Raw genomic sequence first — 18711 nt, forward strand, 5'->3', positions numbered from 1 at the left:
GACCGGCCTCAAGCACCTTGGTCACCGCGCTGTCTATGGCGGAGGCTTCCTCTTCGAGGCCGTAGCTGTAGCGCAGCATCATGGATACGGACATGATGGTGGCGATGGGGTTGGCGATGTTTTTTCCCGCAATGTCGGGCGCGGAACCGTGGCTCGGTTCATAGAGGCCGAAGGAACCGTCGGCGAGGCTCGCGGAGGGCAGCATGCCGAGGGATCCGGTGATCATGCTGGCTTCGTCGGAGAGAATATCGCCGAACATGTTGGAGGTGAGCAGCACGTCGAACTGATTCGGCCTGTACACGAGCTGCATGGCCGCGTTGTCTACATACATGTGGGAGACGGCGACTTCCGGGTAATCGGCGCTCATTTCGTTCACTACGCGCCGCCACAGGCGGGAGGTTTCCAGCACATTGGACTTGTCCACGCTCACGAGGTTCTTCCTGCGGGCCATGGCTGCGTTGAAGGCTACTTTGGCGATACGGCGGATTTCCATTTCGCTGTAGCGCTCCACGTCATAGGCTTCCTGGCCGTACCGGCCTTCCCGCCAGCCGTGTTCGCCGAAGTAGATGCCGCCGGTGAGCTCGCGCACGATGAGAAGGTCCATGCTGTCGCCGATGTTCTCGCGCTTGATGGGGCATGCCCCGCTCAGGGCCTTGTGCATGATGGCCGGGCGCAGGTTGGCGTAAAGGCCGAGTCCCTCGCGGATCTTGAGCAGGGCCTTTTCCGGCCTTTCGGGGCCGGGCAGGCTGTCCCACTTGGGGCCGCCCACCGCGCCGAGCAGTACGGCGTCGTTCTTTTTGCAGATTTCCACCGTTTCTTCGGGGAAGCAGGTGCCTACGGCGTCGTAGGCCGCGCCGCCCATGAGAAGATGCGTGAAGACAAATTCATGGCCGAATTTCTGTCCGACCTTTTCCAGAACTTTGAGGGCTTCATCCACAATTTCCGGGCCGATGCCGTCGCCGGGGATGACGGCGATGCGATAGGTTGCCATGGTACCATCCTTATTACAGGGCTGAAAGGGAAAAGCGGGAAGCTTCTTCCCGCAGGGGCGGAAGAGGCGCGCGGCAGAAAGCGGCCCGGTCTGTGCGTTGCAGCATCCCGGGCCGGGAACTCAACGCGCGGCGCGCAGTTTTTCTATCTTGTCTTTCGAGTAGTTCACGAGGCCCCCGCAGGCGATGAGGTTCTGCATGAAGGGCGGGAAGGGCTCTGCCTGGAAGGTCTGCCCCGTAGTTTCGTTGGTGATGACGCCGGTTTCAAAGTCCACACTCACCGTGTCGCCTTCATGGATGTTCTCCGCCGCTTCCTCACATTCCAGAATGGGCAGGCCTATGTTCAGGGCGTTGCGGAAGAAGATGCGGGCGAAGGTGGAGGCGATGACGCAGGAAATGCCGAGGTACTTGATGGACAGGGGCGCGTGCTCGCGCGAGGAACCGCAGCCGAAGTTCTTCTGCGCCACCATGATATCGCCGGTGCGGGCCTTGTTCACGAAATCCGGGTCTTCCGATTCCATGCAGTGGGAGGCCAGCTCCTTGGGATCCGTCACGTTGAGGTATTTACCGGGGAGTATGACGTCGGTATTCACGTCGTCGCCGAATACAAAGGCTTTGCCGCGGGCGTTCTGCATCAGTCCCCTCCTTCCTTGTCCATAATCGCTTCAGGGCTGACAATGCGCCCTGCTATGGCCGAAGCGGCCGCCACGGCCGGGCTGCACAGATAGACCTCCGAGTCCACATGTCCCATGCGGCCCACAAAGTTGCGGTTGGTGGTGGAAAGGCACTTTTCTCCGGCAGCGAGGATGCCCATGTGCCCGCCGAGGCAGGCGCCGCAGGTGGGCGTACTCACCGCACACCCGGCTTCCATGAAGGTGCGGATATAGCCTTTTTCCATACATTCCATGTAAATGGCGGGCGTGGCGGGTATGACAATGACGCGCACTCTTTCGCTTATCTTCCGGCCCTTCAGGATACCTGCGGCCGTGGCCATGTCTTCCATCCTGCCGTTGGTGCAGGAGCCTATGAACACCTGGTCGAGAAGTACCTCGCCTACCTCGTCGATGCTGCGGGTGTTGGAGGGCAGATGCGGGAAGGCCACGGTGGGACGGATGGAGGAGAGGTCGATATCGATGGTCTTTTCGTACTCGGCATCCTTGTCTGCCTCAAAGGCCGTCCAGGGCTTTTTGCAGTGCGCGGCAAGATAGGTGCGGCAGGTCTCATCCACCGGGAAGGTGGCGTTCTTGGCCCCGGCCTCAATGGCCATGTTCGTCATGGAGAAGCGGTCGTCCATGGAGAGGTGCGCTACGCCGTCGCCGGAAAATTCCATGGAGCGGTAGAGCGCGCCGTCCACGCCGATGAGCCCGATGATATGCAGCATCACGTCCTTGCCGCATACCCATTTGCCGGGCTTTCCGGTGAGGTTGAAGCGTATGGCAGAGGGGACCTTGAACCAGTTCTCGCCCGTGGCCATGCCCATGGCGAGGTCGGTGCTGCCCACGCCGGTGGAAAAGGCCCCGAGAGCGCCGTAGGTGCAGGTGTGGGAGTCTCCGCCTATGATGACTTCGCCGGGGGCCACGATGCCCTGTTCCGGCAGAAGGGCGTGCTCAATGCCCATGCGCCCCACGTCGAAAAAGTGCGTAAGTTCGTTTTCGCGGGCGAATTCGCGGCATATTTTGCACTGCGTGGCCGCCTTTATGTCCTTGTTCGGGGCGAAGTGGTCGAGCACTACCACGACCTTGTCCTTGTCGAAGACCTTGTCGGCCCCGGCCTTGCGGAATTCCGGGACGGCGAGCGCGATGGTGATATCGTTACCCATCACCACGTCGAGCTTCGCCTCGATGAGCTGGCCTGCGGAAACGCTTTCCAACCCCGCGTGCGCAGCCAGTATTTTTTGTGTTACGGTCATGCCCATAGAGGAATATCCTTATTGTAGAAGAAGGGAGTTTTTCCTGTGCATGAGGGCGCAGGAAAAAAGTCCTTCCAGAATAAAAAAGCGGTTGTGCCTTGTCCAGAAAAAAGGCGCGGTTCCGTCCGGGGAGTAAAGCAGAATGAAAAAAGGCCCCGCGCCGGAGCACGGGGCCTGGAAAGCGTCTTGCCGCGATCAGGACTTGTGCAGCATGATATCGAGGATGACTTTGTCGGCTTCCTTCATACCTGTGGAGCCGAGGCGTCCCAGATTGGCGATGCAGGCTTCGATATCGTCGTCCACAATGCCTTCGTTGCCGGGCACCTGTGTACCCGCCATGGCGAGGAGCACGGCCTGAATACCCGCGCCCACGGCTGTGGCGACTTTAAGGGCGCAACTGCTTTTTGCACCGTCGCAGATCATGCCGGAGACGTTGCCCACCATGTTGCGTACCGTGCGCTCCATATCCTTGAGGCCGCCGCCGAGCAGCAGCGCAATCCCGCAGGCCGAGGCCGTACCCGCCACCATGGCTCCGCAATGTGCCGAAAGGCGGCCTAAGTGATGCTTGATGTGTATGGAGGTGAGGTGACTCATCATGAGGGCGCGGGCCAGCTTTTCATCGTCGCACTGCATGCGCAGGGCGCAGGCCACTACGGGCATGGTGCAGGTGATGCCCTGATTGCCGCTGCCGGAATTGCTCATGACGGGCATCATGACGCCTGCCATACGCGCGTCCGCCGCTGCCGCGGTGAGTTTGGTGGCGAAGGTGGGCAGATCGTCGGCGAGGATGTGCTTGCGTATCTGCGTGTCCATCATCTTGCCTACGCCGAGGCCGTACTGACGGCGAAGCCCCTCTTCCGCCACACGGCGGTTCATGCGCGCAGCCTCCAGAATGAAGCTGATTTCCTCAATCGGGGCCGTGGTGGCGAAGTCGTAGATTCCGGCGAGGGTGAGGGGCCAGGGGGCGTCGTCGCCTTCCTGCGCGGAGGATTCGGGCTTTTCAAAGCTGAGAGTGCCGTTCTTCCATACGCGGGTGATGTTGTCGTGGCTGCCCGAGAGCTCGGCGGTCGCGTTTTCTTTCCCGGCAAATACGGTCACAAGGCAGTAGAGAAGCTCGTCCTTGTCCGCAAGGTGCAGGTTGACGGCGTCTTTGGCAAGCATGTCCCTGGCGGCTTCGGCCGTCTCTTCGGAGAGTTCTTTCAGGCACTCCAGTCCGAGGGAGCTTTTACCGCCCAGGGCTCCTGCGGCCGCAGCCACGCCGAGCCCCATTTCCCCTGTGCCCGGCACCATGACGCCCATGCCGTTTTTGAGCAGGTTGGCGCTCACGGCCACATCCATCCGTTCAGGAGTTTTGCCGAGCTCTTCGGCCGCGCGGGAGGCGCAAAGCGCCACGGCGATAGGCTCCGTGCAGCCCAGGGCCGGCACTACTTCCTGCTGCAGCAGGCTGATGAAGCGTTTTCTTTCCTGCTTTGTCATGCGTTTTCCCCGCGGTGCTGGAGCTCACCGAGCTGTTCGTTTTTGTTGAAAATACCTTCCAGCATGAGAGTGAGCGCACCGTCGCCCGTGATGTTGCAGGCCGTGCCGAAGCTGTCCTGCAGGGCGAAGATGGCAATGAGCAGGGCCACACCGTTCTGGTCGAAGCCGAGTACGCCGGTAACGATGCCGAGGGAGGCCACCACGGTGCCGCCGGGAACGCCGGGAGCGCCCACGGCAAAGATACCGAGCAGCATACAGAAGAGAATCATGACGCCCACGCTCGGAAGCGTGCCGTAGAGCATGAGGTGCAGCGTCATGCAGAAGAAGGTTTCCGTAAGCACGGAGCCGCACAGGTGCACGGTGGAGCCCAGGGGGATCATGAACTCCACGAGATTCTTGCTGAGCACGCGGGACTTTCTGGCACATTCCAGGGCCACGGGCAGCGTGGCCGCGCTGGACATGGTACCCACGGCCGTGAGGTAGGCGGGAGCGTAGTGGCGGAAGACCTCCCAGGGATTGCGGCCGGAGAGCAGGCCGCCTATACCGTAGAGCACGGTAAGCCAGATGAAGTGCCCCACGATGACGATGAGCACCATGGAAATGAACACCGGCAGATGCAGGCTGAGGGATCCTTCATAGGCGAGGCCGAGGAAGGACATGCCCACAAAGAAGGGAAGAATAGGGATCATGACGTGAAGGACGAGGGCGCTCATGATGCGTTCAAGCTCGGAAAAAAGTCGGCCCATGGTTTCCGATTTCGTCCAGCTTATGGCCACGCCGAACAGAAGCGCGAACACCAGGGCGCTCATCACGCTGAAAAGCGGAGGTATGTCGAGCTGGAACACGATTTTCGGCAGGGTGCGCAGCGTTTCGGCACTGGTGGCTATGGAAAGATGGGGAATAATGGCATAGCCGGAAATCGTGGAGAAGAAAGCCGCGCCGATGGAGGAGAGGTAGGCAATGGCCACGGCTGTGAAGAGAATCTTGCTGGCATTCTGTCCGAGGCGCACAATGGCCGGGGTGATGAAGCCCACGATGACGAGGGGCACGAGGAAGAAAATGATCTGCCCGAAGATATAGCGCAGCGAAACCACGGCATCCATGATGCAGTGCAGCGGGCTTTCGGTATGCGCCCCGAGGTATGTGCCCGCGAGTGAACCGATGACGATGCCGGCGAGCAGTTTGAGAATAAGGGAAAAATCAGCAGCTTTAGTGGACATGATATGCCTCCGTTCATATATGGTGCGCCTTTGCGCTGTAGCACAGGAAGGGAGGCTTCGCAATATTTCTCCAGAAAAGGATTGCGCCGTTTTTCCTGAGGAAGGAAGACTCTTCAGGTTGGGAACGGGGCCTTTTTTCAGGTCGGGAGACAATCGTACGGGGCGGGAAAATAAAAAATTCTGGAAGAAAACGCTTGACGAAGGGGAAAAAGGTCTATAAGAATTTTCCTCACCGAACAATAAAGGCGCGTAGCTCAGGTGGCAGAGCACTTCCTTGACACGGAAGGGGTCAGCAGTTCAAGTCTGCTCGTGCCTACCACAAAAAAACATCGGAAAGGGAGGCAGCGCCTCCCTTTCTTTTTTGTTTCACATCTGGATTTTTGGAGTTTTCCCATGCAGATATCCGTAGAAGGAAAGTTGGTTGAGGCCGCCGCCGGCGCTTCGTGCGCCGAGGTGCTGAAGCAGGCTCTTTCCGGCAAACGGTTCAAAGCCGCTCTTGCCTGTCGTGTGCGCACTGCGGACACGGAAGAGCTGCTCGATCTTTCTGCTGAAGTTCCCGCGGGCGCGCAGGAGCTTGCGCCCGTGACGGCTGAGGAGCCCGAAGGCCTTCAGCTTCTGCGTCATTCCACTTCCCATGTCATGGCCGCCGCCGTACAGAAGCTTTTTCCCGGCGTGAAGGTGACCATAGGCCCTTCCATTGATTCCGGCTTCTATTACGATTTCGATGCCCCGCGTCCCTTCTCCCCCGATGATCTCGAAGCCATTGAAAAAGAGATGCGTGCAATCATTGCGGAGAACGTGCCCTTCGAGCGCTCCGTCATGTCCAAGGGCGACGCCATAGCCCTGTTCCGCGACAAGGGTGAGAACTACAAGGTGGAGATTATTGAAGGCATTGACGCCGACACTGTGTCTCTGTACCGCTGCGGTGATTTTCTCGACCTGTGCCGCGGCCCGCACATCCCGGGCACCGGCGCGGTGAAGGCTTTCAAGCTTCTTTCCGTGGCCGGCGCCTACTGGCGCGGCGACGAAAAGAATCCCATGCTCTCCCGCATCTACGGCACGGCCTTCCCGGACGAAAAGGCCCTGAAGGAATATCTTGCTGCCGTTGAGGAGGCCAAGAGGCGCGATCATCGCCGCCTCGGCAAGGAACTCGGTCTCTTCTCCTTCCATGAAGACGTGGCCCCCGGCATGTCCTTCTGGCTGCCCAAGGGTATGATGCTGCGCACCATCCTTGAGGATTTCCTCGTGCGTGAACACCTGAAGCGCGGCTATGAACTGGTGCGCGGCCCGCAGATCCTGCGCCGCGAGCTGTGGGAGCGCTCCGGCCATTACGACCATTACCGCGAAAACATGTACTTCACGGAAATCGAGGGCGACGTGCACGGCGTGAAGCCCATGAACTGCGTGGGCCACATGCTTATGTACGGCGAAACCCTGCACAGCTACCGCGACCTGCCCGTGCGTCTCTTTGAGCTCGGCGTGGTGCATCGCCATGAAAAGTCCGGCACGCTGCACGGCCTTCTGCGCGTGCGCCAGTTCACGCAGGACGACGCCCATATCATCTGCTCCATCGACCAGCTGGAAGAGGAGATCATCAACGTGATGCACCTTTCCGCCGACCTGATGGACCTCTTCGGTTTCAAGTACCGTATTTTCATTTCCACCCGCCCCGAGGACAGCATCGGTTCCGACGAGGCGTGGGAACGCGCCACGAGCGCGCTCATCAAGGCCGTGGAGAAGGAAGGCAAGCCCTACCAGATCAACGAGGGCGACGGCGCCTTCTACGGCCCGAAAATCGATATCAAAGTCACCGACGCCATCGGCCGCGAATGGCAGCTCTCCACCATTCAGGTGGACTTCACGCTGCCTGAGCGCTTCGATCTCGTGTATGTCGGGCAGGATGGCGAACGCCACCGCCCCGTCATGGTGCACCGTGCCATTCTGGGTTCCCTGGAACGCTTCATCGGCGTGCTTACCGAGCATTTCGCCGGCGCTTTCCCCGCCTGGCTTGCTCCGGTGCAGGCCCGCATCGTCAACGTGACAGACGCTCAGATGGATTATGTCAAGGACATGAAGAGCCGCCTTGCCGCCGCCGGTCTCCGTGTGGAAACCGATATGCGCAATGAGAAGTTGGGCTTCAAGATCAGGGAAGCCCAAATGGCCAAGATTCCCTATGTCCTCGTGGTGGGCGACAGGGAAGTGGCCGACGGCGGCTTCAGCGTTCGCCTGCGTTCCGGCGAGAACATCGGCTTCCGTTCCGTGGAAGAGGTGATCGCCATGATCCGGGCGGACAGTGAGGAACCGTTCAAACGTGGAGGTATGAGCTATAGCTTCGCCTAACATGAGACCTCGTCGCGACGTGCCTCAGGACGGTGTACGCCGCAACGAGCAGATTCGTGCCCGTGAAGTACGGGTAATTGGTCCGGAAGGTGAACAGATCGGCATCCTTCCCTGTTCCGATGCCATTGCCATGGCCCATGAGGCCGGTTATGACCTGGTGGAAGTGGCCGCCAACGCCGAACCGCCGGTGTGCCGCATCATGGACTTCGGCAAGTTCAAGTACGAACAGCAGCAGAAGAAGAAGGAAGCCAAGCGCAATCAGACCGTGGTGCAGATCAAGGAAATCAAGGTTCGCCCCAAAACGGACGACCACGACTACGAGACCAAGCTGCGCCATATCCGTCGTTTCCTTACCGACGGCGACCGCTGCAAGGTTACGGTGTTCTTCCGCGGCCGCGAAATCGTGCATAAGGACCGCGGTGAATCCATCCTGACGAAGATCATCGCGGATACCGCCGACGTGGGCAAGGTCGAACAGGCTCCCAGCGCCGAAGGTCGCACCCTCCAGATGTTGCTCATTCCTCTTCCCAAGAAGTAGCTCATATCCGGCGCGGACAAAGTGGGCTTTTGGCCGCGCCGGCGATATTTTCTCGGGAACCGTGCGAAGTTCTTAAAGCGGCTTCTTCCTCCGGGTGAGAAGCCGTAAGCGGTTTTTCGCGCCTCTGCCGTATTTTTTCGCTTGCAGATTACGGGAAAATGCTGCATAGTCGGTTCCTTCTGATGCCTAAATCGTCCTTCCCCTGCGGGAAGTCACGAATACCAAGGAGTTGGTTATGCCCAAGATCAAGACCAGCCGTTCTGCCGCCAAGCGTTTCAGCACCACCGGCAGCGGCAAGTTCCGCCGTCGTCGCCAGAACCTGCGCCACATCCTTACCAAAAAGGATGCCAAGCGTCGTGCCCGTCTGGGTAAGGGCGCCCTTGTCGACAGCGCGAACCTGAAGGCCGTCAAGCGCCTCATGCCCTACGCGTAAGTCCTGCCTTCGCAGGCCGTGTAGTTTTCCGAATTTCGCCGCCTTTTCGCGGCTCAACTCCCGTTGGCTCGATCTCCGCCTCGCGGGACTGAATGTGGAGGTTTTCCATGCGTGTGAAGAGAGGTCTTGCTGCCCATCGCAGGCACAAGAAATATCTGGATATGGCCAAGGGCTTCCGCGGTGGCCGCAGCCGTTTGTACCGCATCGCCCGCGAAGCCGTCGAGCGTTCCCTGAATTATGCCTTTGAAGGCCGCAAGCTCCGCAAGCGCGCCTTCCGCCGCCTGTGGATCCAGCGCATCAACGCCGGCGCCCGCCTGAACGGCCTGTCCTATTCCCGTCTGGTCAACGGCCTGAAGCTTGCCGGTGTGGAAATCAACCGCAAGATGCTTGCCGACCTCGCCGTGCGCGAAAAGGCCGACTTCGCCGCCATTGTCGAACTGGCCAAGGCCAAGCTGGCGTAAGTTTCGTTTTTTCGGGCGCAGCCCGCAGCTTTCGGGCCGCATGAGCCCGGGGAAGCTTTCTGGGGAGTTTTTCCCCGCAAGGGGTGCAGTGCCTTGGCTCTGCACCCCTTTTTCATTTCAGCTTGCAGGGGCGTGAAAAGCGCCGCCTGCCACAAGGCCTTGCCATGGATTTCCTTGAACAACTGAACGGACTGCCCGGCAAGCTCGATGAACGCCTGGGCCGGATTGCCTCGGAAGCGGAACTGGAAGCGGCCCGGGTGGACTTCCTCGGCCGCAAGGGCCGGCTTGCCGAACTCATGTCGCACATGCGTGAGCTTTCCCCCGAGGAGCGCCCTGCCTTCGGTCAGGCTGCCAATGCGGTGAAAGAGCGCCTCATCACTATGTTTGAAGAGCGCCTGAAGCGCCAGGAAGAGGAAAGGGAAGCGGCCTTCCTCGCCGGGTTCGACCCGAGTCTGCCCGGCCGCACCCTGTGGACCGGCTCTCTGCATCCCATCACCTTGGCCATGCAGGAAGTCTGCGCCGTGTTTCAGAACATGGGCTATGAAATTGCCGGTGGTCCTGAAGTGGAAACCGACTTCAACTGCTTTGAAGCCCTCAATATGCCTCCTGAACATCCCGCGCGCGATATGCAGGACACTCTGTACATTACCGACAAGGTGTTGCTCCGCACTCATACTTCCTGCGTGCAGGTGCGCACCATGATGCATCGCAAGCCGCCGCTTGCCATCATCGGCCCAGGCAAGGTGTATCGCCGCGACTCCGACGTGACCCACACCCCTATGTTCCATCAGATCGAGGGCCTTCTTGTGGATAAGCACGTCACCATGGCCGACCTTCGCGGCACGCTTACAGCCTTTGTACGCGCCGTGTTCGGCGAAAAGACGCGTGTGCGCTTCCGCCCCAGTTTCTTCCCCTTCACCGAACCCAGCGTGGAAGTGGACATGTCCTGCACCCAGTGCGGCGGCAGCGGCCATGTGGACGGTCAGGTCTGCCGCGTGTGCAAGGGGTCCGGCTGGCTTGAAATACTCGGCAGCGGTATGGTGGATCCGGCCGTGTTCACGTCCGTCGGTTATGATCCCGACGAGGTTTCCGGCTTTGCCTTCGGTCTCGGCGTGGAACGCGTCGCCATGCTGAAGTACGGCCTCACGGATCTGCGCATGAATTTTGAAAACGACGTGCGCTTCCTCCATCAGTTCCCTGCGTAGAGGAAGGGCGTGCCGGGGAAAGGTGCTCTCAAAAAAGCCTTTTTCCCTCTTGCCGCAGACGCGGGACTTCGGCGCATGCCTTGAAGCCTGCGGAAAACGGAGGAGGGGCGCGACGGTCGCTCCCGGACGCATGCCTTCACCTCTGAGGAGAAATAGATATGCTGTTGAGTTTCAATTGGCTGAAGGAATTTGTCCCGTACACGGGAACGGCGGAAGAGCTGGGCGACACGCTCACCATGCTCGGCCTTGAACTGGAAGAGGTGCTGCACCCCTATGCGGAAATAGAAGGTGTAGTCACGGGCCGTGTGCTCACCTGCGAGGCTCATCCCGATTCCGACCATCTTCATGTCTGCACCGTGGATGTTGGCGCAGGCGAACCTCTGAACATCGTGTGCGGAGCGCCCAATGTGGCTGCGGGCCAGCTCGTGGCCGTGGCTCCTGTGGGGGCCACCCTGCCCGGTGGACTGGTCATGAAGAAGGCCAAGTTGCGCGGTGTGCCTTCCTTCGGCATGATCTGTTCCGAGCGCGAGCTCGGCCTTGCGGACGACCATTCCGGTATCCTTGTCCTGCCTGAGGAGAACAGGGCGGGCCGCAAGATTATCCCCGGTGAGAAGTTCGTCGACGCCTACGACCTCGACAAGGAAGTGCTGGATATAAGCATCACCCCGAACCGCTCCGACTGTCTTTCCGTATACGGTTTCGCCCGCGTGGTGGGGGCCTATCTCGGCCTGCCCGTGACGAAGCCTGCCTTCCGCCTGGAAGAGAAGGGCGAGGACATGAGCGGCGCTGTGCCCATCGACGTGAAGGACGGGGGGCTCTGCCCCTCTTATATGGGCCGTATCCTGAAGGGCGCGAAGGTCAAGCCCTCTCCCGCCTGGATGCGTTATCGCCTGAACGCGGTGGGCGTGCGCGCCATTTCCAACCTCGTGGACGTGACCAACTACATTCTCATGGAGCTGGGGCAGCCTCTGCACGCCTTTGACCACAACAAGCTTGCGGGTGGCCGCATCATCGTGCGCCCTGCTGAAGACGGCGAAATGCTCACCACTCTGGACGGGCAGGAGCGCCATCTCAAGGCCGGGGACGGTCTTATCTGCGACGCGGAAAAGCCCGTAGCCCTTGCGGGCGTCATGGGCGGCCTGGAAACCGAAATCACCGACGAGAGCGAGAGCGTGTTCCTGGAATGTGCGGTGTTCCGCCCGAGCTCCATCCGCGTGACGGCCCGCCGTCTCGGCCTGAGCAGCGAGGCTTCCTACCGGTTCGAACGTGGTGTGGACCCCACCAATATGTCCTTTGCCCTGGATCGCGCAGCCGCGCTTATGGCCGAGCTTTCCGGTGCGGAAGTGTGCCGCGGCGTGTGCGAGTGCACCCCGACCCCGTGGCAGGCCCCGGTGGTGCGTTTCCGCCGCAGCCGCGCTGAGGCTCTTCTCGGCGTGGAGCTCACCGACGAGTTTTGCGCTGAAACACTGGAGAAGCTCGGATGCATCGTAGATCGCAGCGCAGGCGAAGAGTGGAGTGTGAAAACTCCCGGCTGGCGCTACGACCTGACCCGCGAAGCCGACCTCATCGAGGAGGTGGCCATTTTCAAGGGGGTGGACAACCTCGGCGAAACGCTGCCCTCCATTCCGCAGACTCTCTCTTCCTTCGGTGCACCCGAAGGCCGCCATGCATTCATGATGCGTGTGAAGCATTGGGCCGCCGGTTTCGGCCTGAACGAGGCCGTGAACTACAGTTTTGTGGGCAACAAGGACCTCGATTTTCTCGGGCTGCCTGCCGAAGGCCGCGTGAATATCCTGAACCCGCTCACGGCCGAGCAGGATGTCCTGCGTACCGAGCTGGCTCCCGGTCTTTTCCAGAACGTGCGTCAGAACATCGCCCAGGGGGCGAACGGCGTGCGCCTCTTTGAAGTGGCCGAAGCCTTCTGCCAGGATGCTTCCAGCGATACTACGGTAAAGGAGGTACGGCATTTTGCCATGGTGCTGTACGGTTCCCGCTACGACGAAGCCTGGGCCCACAAGGACGAGGACATGGACTATGTGGATCTTAAGGGTATGGTGGAAAAGCTCTTTGCGTTCCTCCAACTGCCTCAGCCTTCCTATGGGCTGGTGGAGCATCCCTATCTCGCTCCCGCCGTGCGCGTGACTATGGCGGACGGATCTTCGGCAGGCATCATGGGGCGCCTCAAGCCCGCCCTGGCCGACGCCTACCTGGCCCGGAAGGCCGTGTGGTACGCCGACCTCGACCTTGACCTTCTGCGCGAGGCTGCCGCGGGCGTGCATGTCCAGTTCCATCCTCTGCCGGTATATCCCGCCGTGCGCCGCGACATTACCTTCATTGTTCCCCGTTCCATGCATGTAGAAGCCATTCTTTCCGCCGTGCGCGGAGCGAAGACCTCCCTTATGGAGAGCGTGGAACTTCTGGATGTGTATGAACCCGCAGGAGGGGAAGAGCGCAACATCACCTGCCGCTTCACCTTCCGCAAGGCCGACCGCACTCTGCAGGACGGCGAAGTGGATAAGGAACGCGAGAAAATCGCCTCCTTTGTGGTGAAGAGCCTCGGCGTGCGCGTGTAGGTTTATTTTTTCCGCATTACGGCCGCTTCCTTCGGGGGCGGCCTTTTTTTTCATGAGAGGCACCGGGCGCGCACCTTAGGATTTGCAATACTTTGTCACGAAAAAGGCGGAAAAAAGGATAGCGAAAAAAAGCTGTCTGTGCCACAGGTAAGGGGAAACGGCCGTCCGTTTTTTTGGGGCAAGCCCTTTCCTGAAGCAGGATACCCCTCATTCAGGTTTTTCCCCGTCAGGGGGATGCCCGGCAGGTCGCGGGACGGGGCGAAGAGCCCTGCCTCCGCCTGCCCTGAGACGCCGGGGAAAGGCTTTGGCATCGGGACGGCAGTCGTGGAATGTTGCGGCGGAACTCTTTTCCGCAGGCCGGAGTGCGGAAAACGGCGCTTCGGTTCCCCCTTGTTTTGCGATAGCGAGAGGTATTCATGCATTTTCTTAGATTTTGTGCCGGTATGGCGCTGACGCTCTGTCTCGCGGTGGGTGGGGCGGGGACGGCCTTTGCCGTTTCCGACATACAGACCTTCCGCCTGGAGAACGGGCTTACCGTGCTCATCAAGGAAGACCGGCGTTTCCCGCTGGTGTCGGTGCGCCTTTTCGTCAAAGCCGGCTCCGCGTGGGAGAGGCCGGAAGAGGCCGGGATGAGCCACCTTCTGGAACACATGGTGTTCAAGGGCTCCAAGACCAGCGGCCCGGGTGTGGACAAGCGTGTGGAAAACGCGGGCGGATCCATGAACGCCTATACTTCCTACGATCTGACGACGTATCTTACCGACCTTCCCGCCGCGAAGTGGAAAGACGCCATGACGGCGGTGCGCGATCTGGCCTTCGACCCTCTGCTCAGGCAGGAAGACTTGGATGCGGAGCGGGAGGTGGTCATTGCGGAAAAGAAGCAGCGCGGCGACAACCCCGTGACGAAACTGGTACAGAAAGCCCTGGCCCACACGCTGAAGGGCACGCCCTATGAATCGCCCGTCATCGGCAATGAAAAGGCCCTGCGCGGCATGACGACGGAGATGATGCGCGATTATATCCGCAGGCATTACGATCCCAGGGACATGGTGCTGGCCGTGGCGGGCGACGTGCAGGCGAAGGAGGTGCTGGAAGAGGCGAAGCTTCTCTTCGGTTCCTACGAGAATCATAATGTGCGGAAGATGGAGCCTTCCCTAGATCCGGCCACCTTGGCCGGGGGCCTGGTGGTAGATGTGGAAAAGGGCCCGTGGGACAAGGCCTTCCTTTCCCTTTCCTTCCCTCTGCCCGGCATGCAGCATGAGCTTCTGCCTGCCGCCGTGGTACTGGCGCAGCTTCTTTCCGGCGACGATACCGCGCTTCTGCCCATGCGTTTCCGCATTGAAAAGCCTGTGGTGGACAGCGTGAACGCTTCACCCATGAGTTTTGAGCGGGCGGGGGCGTTTTTCATCCTTGCCCAGCTCGATGCGGACAAGGTGGAGGAATTTCTGCGCGACATGGGGAAGACGCTCTCTTCCCTCAAGGCGTCTGATTTTACCGACGAAGAGCTTGCGCGTGCCCGCCTCAACCTTGAGGACAGTTATCTGCGCGGACTGGAGACTATTTCCAGTATCGCGGAAAACATGGGGTCGGAATATTTCTATGATCCGGCGAGCCTCGGCGGGGAACGCTATCTTGCCGCCGTGCGCGGCGTGAGCCGCGACGACATACAGCGTGTGCTGGATCTCTGGCTCAGGCCGGAAGCGCTTGCCGTTTCCGTGCTGGCGCCGCAGCAGGCGGGCGGAAAGCCCGTGAGTCTCGATAATGACTCGGCAAAGGCAGCCCTCGTGCAGGGCTGGCCCGAAGCGGGCAAGGCCGTGGTGAAGGCAGGGAAGGACGAAAAGGGAGAAGCGGCCCTGCAGCCTGAAATCGTGAACCTCGGTGAAGGCCGTACCCTGGTGCTCCTGCCCGACCGCTCTCTGCCCTATGTCTCCGCTACGCTGAGTTTCTCCGGCGGTGAACTTCTTGCTTCCGACGAGCAGGAAGGTCTGGTTGCGCTTACGGCCGAGGTGCTGACTACGGGAACCAAGGCGCGCAGCCTGAACGATATCAATGTGTTCCTTTCCAGCCGCGCTGCCGGGCTTTCGGCGGGAAGCGGCATGCGCTCCTTCAGCGTACAGATGGATGCGCCCGCGCGCTTCGCGACGGAAGTATTTGCTCTTATGAAGGAAGTGCTGGAAGAGCCTGCTTTCCGTGAGGAAGATATGGAAAGGCAGAAGCGCGAACAGATAGCTGCTATCGTAAGCAGCGAGCAGGACGCCATGGGCCTGCTCGGCCGCAATATGCGCCGTTTCCTGTTCCAGAAGGGAGCCTATGCCCACAGAAGCGAAGGTGACCCGGCCGTGCTTGCGACCTTTAAAGCTGGTGATGCAGAGGCGTTCTGGAACAGGCAGAAGCGTATGCCGTGGGTACTTTCCGTGGCGGGCGATTTCGACAGGGAAGAGGTGGAGAAATTCGCCGCCTCCCTGCCCGTGCCTTCCGAAAAGGCCATAAAGAGCGAAGCCCCTTCCTGGAATAAGGAAAAAATGCTCAGCATGGTGCTGCCGGGCCGCAATCAGGCCGTGTACCTCATGCTCTTTCCCACGGCGGGAACGGAATCTTCCGACAGGGCGGCGCTGCGCCTGCTTTCCGAATCCCTGGGGGGATTTACCGGCAAGCTTTATCAGGAGCTCCGGGAAAAGCAGAGCCTCGGCTATTCCGTCTTCCCTGTGGACTGGGCCGGGCCGGATACGGGCTTCCTCGCTTTCGGCATCGTGGCTTCCCCTGAGAATCTGGACAAGGCCAGGGCATCCTTTGAAGCCATTGTCCGCGATGTGCAGGAGAACCGGCTTCCTGCGGAAACCATAGAGCGCGCCAAGGCCGTGGCTGAGGCCGACTATTACCGCGCAAGGCAGAGTCGCGCCATGAGAGCGGCGGAAGGGGCCTCCAATGTGCTGGACGGCCACAGCCTTGATTATGGAAAGCAGAAGCTTGCGGAAATGCAGGCCGTGGATGCGGAAACTTTGCGCGAGACGGCCCGCAAGTACCTGAAGATGGAAAAAGCCTATGAGCTGAAGGTGACGCCGTAGCTCTTAAGCCCGCGCTTCTCCCTGCCGGAAGGCTGTGGGGGAGGGGTATGACAGACAGGCCGCCCGGCAGAAGCCGGGCGGCCGAATTTCAGGGAGATCTTTCCAGATACAGGAGTCTGGCCCCTGCGTCCTCTTCTGCCTGCTTCGGAAAGGAGAGGAAAAAGAGCCGCCCTGAAGGGGATTCCGGCAGGCCGCGGGGGTGCTGCCTTTTCCCGCGTGCTTCCGGAATTAATGCGTCCAGTCGATGAGGGGAATGTCGCCCAGGGCCTTTTCCACGGCGGCCTTCATGGAAGCGTAGTTGGGGCAGGACATGTCGATGGGGCTTCCCTTTTTGATGCAGGAAGCAAGAAATACAGCCTCTGCCCCGCGTGAAGCCAGCATCTTCGCCCTGGCTACGGCGCTTTTTCCGGGGCAGCCGCCGCAGCTGACAAAGCCCACGATTTCGCAAGGACCGAAGGGTTCAAAAGCAAGGGTTCCGGCCTTCGCGCATTTGAAATCCGTGGTGCCGGGGCACAGTTCTTCCGTCTGCCTGCAACGGATAATGCCGACTTTTTTCATGGTACCTCCTTGCCGCCCGGAGCGGCTCGATACGGCGAAGAAATATCTTATGCCGGAAATATAAAGAGGGGCAAGATGAAAAAAGGGAGCCGGGTGCTGTCCTTGCGAAACCTTTCATGAAGGGGCAAGAGTTTGAAACGTGACTTTTCCCCTGCCTGGTGTACAAGGAAGCTGTCGAAGGTTGTCGCTCCCCTGGATAACCAGAGATTTTATACTCTTCTCCTCCATTCCCTTTCCATACCGGCCGCCTTGTCGCTCCACAAGGCGGCCGGTTTCACGTTATACGGAAAAGGGGCATGGGAGGGACAGGCTCGTCTGAAGCAAGGTGTTCAAGGGCAAATGGGGCCTGCCTTTCCAGCTGCGGAGTCTCTCTTTCGCCGGAATCTGCGGCACAACAAAAAAGGCCGGATAAGTTCCGGCCCCGGGCTTTAGGATCAGGCTTCCGCCTCCTGCATTTTTTCTTCCGGCAGGCGTTCCACGAGGACCTTGTCGATCATGTTGCCGTCCATGTCCACCACTTCGAAGCGCCAGCCCTGCCATTCGATATGATCGCCTTCGCGTGGGATACGCCCGGCCATGAACATGATCATGCCGCTCAGGATGGTGTAGTACCCCTTGTCTTCGGCAGGCAGGCTTTGCAGGCCGAGTTTGTCTTTGAGTTCCGGCACGGGAATGCTGCCGTCCAGAAGCCAGCTTCCGTTTTCCCTTTGTATGGCCCAGGAATCCTCGCGGGAGTTCCCTATCTGCCCTGCCAGGACTTCAAGGATATCCCTAGGGGTGACAAGTCCCTGAACCGTTCCGTATTCATCCACGATAAAGGCGATGTGTACGCCCCGCTCCTGGAGAAGTTTCAGCACTTCCAGACTGGTGAGCGTTTCGGGCACGAACACGGGAGGCTGACACCCCTCCTCAAGGGCGCGGGAAAATTCCTCCGCGTCGGGAATGGTTCCGGTACACAGCAAAAGCGCCTGATTGGTGCGTATGACGCCGACAAGCTCTTTGAGCCCGCCCCGGCATACCGGCAGCCAGGAATGCTCGTGCCGGCTCAGGATATCGATGTTTTCTCCGGGAGAGAGAAGCGTGTCCAGATAACGGATATCGATCCGGGGCGTCATGATGGAGACTGCCGGCCGGTCATCCAGGCGGAAAATATTGCGGAGCATGTCGCGTTGTTTGCTTTCTATGGCCCCGGCTTCTGAACTTTCATCGATCATGGCCTGGATTTCTTCCTCCGTAACGGGCTGGCCTTCGTCCGTGTTGACCTTGAGAAGGCGAAGCAGCACACCCGTGGACCAGGCGAGAAGGGCGACAAAGGGCCTGCTTATTACGGCAAGCAACGTCATGGGCCGGGCCACGAGGCAGGCCATTTTTTCCGGGGCAATCTGGCCGAGACGTTTGGGCACGAGCTCCCCTACCACGATGGACAGGTAGGTGACGGCGGCGACCACGACGATGGTGGCGACCATGCCCGATGTGGAAGAGGGGATACCCAGGCTTTCCTGCATCCATGCCGAAAGGGGGGCGGCCAGGGCCGCCTCGCCCACGATGCCGCTCAAAAGACCTATGGATGTGATGCCGATCTGAATAGTGGAAAGGAAGCGGGTGGGATTTTCGCCCAGGCGTATGGCAGCCTGTGCCGACTTGTCCCCCGCCGCAGCACGGGGCATGAGCCGCGCCTTGCGGGCCGTGACCAAGGCAATTTCCGACATGGCGAAAATGCCGTTCAGAAGAATGAGAATGATAAGAATAAAAATTTCCATGTATCCATTGTCATGAATATCGTATTCGTGTCAATATTTTTTTTATTAATTATGATATCGCATAATATGGTCTTATAAATTAATCTTTGTAAAGAAAATGATATTTATTTAAATTGAAAAAAGTTGATGGATATGAAAAATAAATAAGTGTATTATATATCTATTTTTTTGATTAAAAAAGTAT

At 59.6% G+C, this 18711-nt stretch carries 14 protein-coding genes and 1 tRNA gene; 8 read left to right on the forward strand and 7 right to left on the reverse strand.

Translation table 11 applies throughout. The annotated features are described in order from the left end of the window. The 5 genes from leuB to K8W16_RS04365 form a co-directional block, all read right to left on the reverse strand. The coding region (gene leuB, locus K8W16_RS04345) for a 3-isopropylmalate dehydrogenase (protein WP_304121450.1) at positions 1–991 on the reverse strand (991 nt) is incomplete at its 3' end. Positions 992–1111: 120 nt separating this feature from the next. Then, positions 1112–1624, reverse strand: a complete 513-nt coding sequence (locus K8W16_RS04350; RefSeq protein WP_304121452.1) for a 3-isopropylmalate dehydratase small subunit — start codon at positions 1622–1624, stop codon at positions 1112–1114. After that, positions 1624–2904 carry a 3-isopropylmalate dehydratase large subunit gene (leuC, locus tag K8W16_RS04355; protein WP_304121454.1) on the reverse strand — a complete coding sequence of 427 codons (1281 nt, stop codon included), beginning with the start codon at positions 2902–2904 and terminating at the stop codon, positions 1624–1626. The genes K8W16_RS04350 and leuC overlap by 1 nt, the downstream gene beginning before the upstream one ends. A 189-nt stretch (positions 2905–3093) precedes the next feature. Continuing rightward, positions 3094–4374 carry a serine dehydratase subunit alpha family protein gene (locus K8W16_RS04360; RefSeq protein ID WP_304121456.1) on the reverse strand — a complete coding sequence of 427 codons (1281 nt, stop codon included), beginning with the start codon at positions 4372–4374 and terminating at the stop codon, positions 3094–3096. Next, positions 4371–5594: a dicarboxylate/amino acid:cation symporter gene (locus K8W16_RS04365; RefSeq protein ID WP_304121458.1), complete on the reverse strand. Its 1224-nt coding sequence runs from the start codon at positions 5592–5594 to the stop codon at positions 4371–4373. Before K8W16_RS04365 ends, K8W16_RS04360 begins: the two co-directional genes overlap by 4 nt. 243 nt (positions 5595–5837) lie before the next feature. Between K8W16_RS04365 and K8W16_RS04370 the strand changes: the two genes are divergently transcribed. The 8 genes from K8W16_RS04370 to K8W16_RS04405 all read left to right on the forward strand — a co-directional run bounded on the left by K8W16_RS04370 (position 5838) and on the right by K8W16_RS04405 (position 16209). Beyond that, positions 5838–5913: transfer RNA gene (locus tag K8W16_RS04370), tRNA-Val, on the forward strand. A gap of 74 nt (positions 5914–5987) precedes the next feature. Beyond that, positions 5988–7934, forward strand: coding sequence for a threonine--tRNA ligase (thrS, locus tag K8W16_RS04375; protein WP_304121459.1), 1947 nt, complete (start codon positions 5988–5990; stop codon positions 7932–7934). Between the two features lies 1 nt (position 7935). Beyond that, positions 7936–8472, forward strand: coding sequence for a translation initiation factor IF-3 (gene infC, locus K8W16_RS04380; protein WP_077071976.1), 537 nt, complete (start codon positions 7936–7938; stop codon positions 8470–8472). Between the two features lie 235 nt (positions 8473–8707). Then, positions 8708–8905 (forward strand): 50S ribosomal protein L35, encoded by a 198-nt coding sequence (gene rpmI / locus K8W16_RS04385; RefSeq protein WP_077071977.1) that lies wholly within the window; start codon positions 8708–8710, stop codon positions 8903–8905. 107 nt (positions 8906–9012) lie between these two features. Further along, complete coding sequence (gene rplT / locus K8W16_RS04390) at positions 9013–9366, forward strand: 50S ribosomal protein L20 (RefSeq protein WP_304121463.1); 354 nt, start codon at positions 9013–9015, stop codon at positions 9364–9366. Between the two features lie 164 nt (positions 9367–9530). After that, complete coding sequence (gene pheS / locus K8W16_RS04395; protein ID WP_304121465.1) at positions 9531–10571, forward strand: phenylalanine--tRNA ligase subunit alpha; 1041 nt, start codon at positions 9531–9533, stop codon at positions 10569–10571. 158 nt (positions 10572–10729) lie between these two features. Continuing rightward, positions 10730–13144: a phenylalanine--tRNA ligase subunit beta gene (gene pheT / locus K8W16_RS04400; protein WP_304121466.1), complete on the forward strand. Its 2415-nt coding sequence runs from the start codon at positions 10730–10732 to the stop codon at positions 13142–13144. A 416-nt stretch (positions 13145–13560) separates the two neighbouring features. Continuing rightward, a complete protein-coding gene (locus K8W16_RS04405) occupies positions 13561–16209 on the forward strand; it encodes a pitrilysin family protein (protein ID WP_304121468.1) in 2649 nt (882 codons plus the stop codon). Between the two features lie 228 nt (positions 16210–16437). On the opposite strand, the gene K8W16_RS04410 is transcribed toward K8W16_RS04405, so the two are convergent. Both K8W16_RS04410 and K8W16_RS04415 read right to left on the reverse strand, forming a co-directional pair. Then, positions 16438–16767: a CGGC domain-containing protein gene (locus K8W16_RS04410; RefSeq protein ID WP_304121469.1), complete on the reverse strand. Its 330-nt coding sequence runs from the start codon at positions 16765–16767 to the stop codon at positions 16438–16440. A gap of 434 nt (positions 16768–17201) precedes the next feature. Then, a complete protein-coding gene (locus K8W16_RS04415; RefSeq protein ID WP_304121470.1) occupies positions 17202–18527 on the reverse strand; it encodes a hemolysin family protein in 1326 nt (441 codons plus the stop codon). Positions 18528–18711: the final 184 nt, after the last annotated feature.

The sequence above is a fragment of the Mailhella massiliensis genome, from assembly GCF_020741395.1.
GTDB lineage: Bacteria > Desulfobacterota > Desulfovibrionia > Desulfovibrionales > Desulfovibrionaceae > Mailhella > Mailhella massiliensis_A.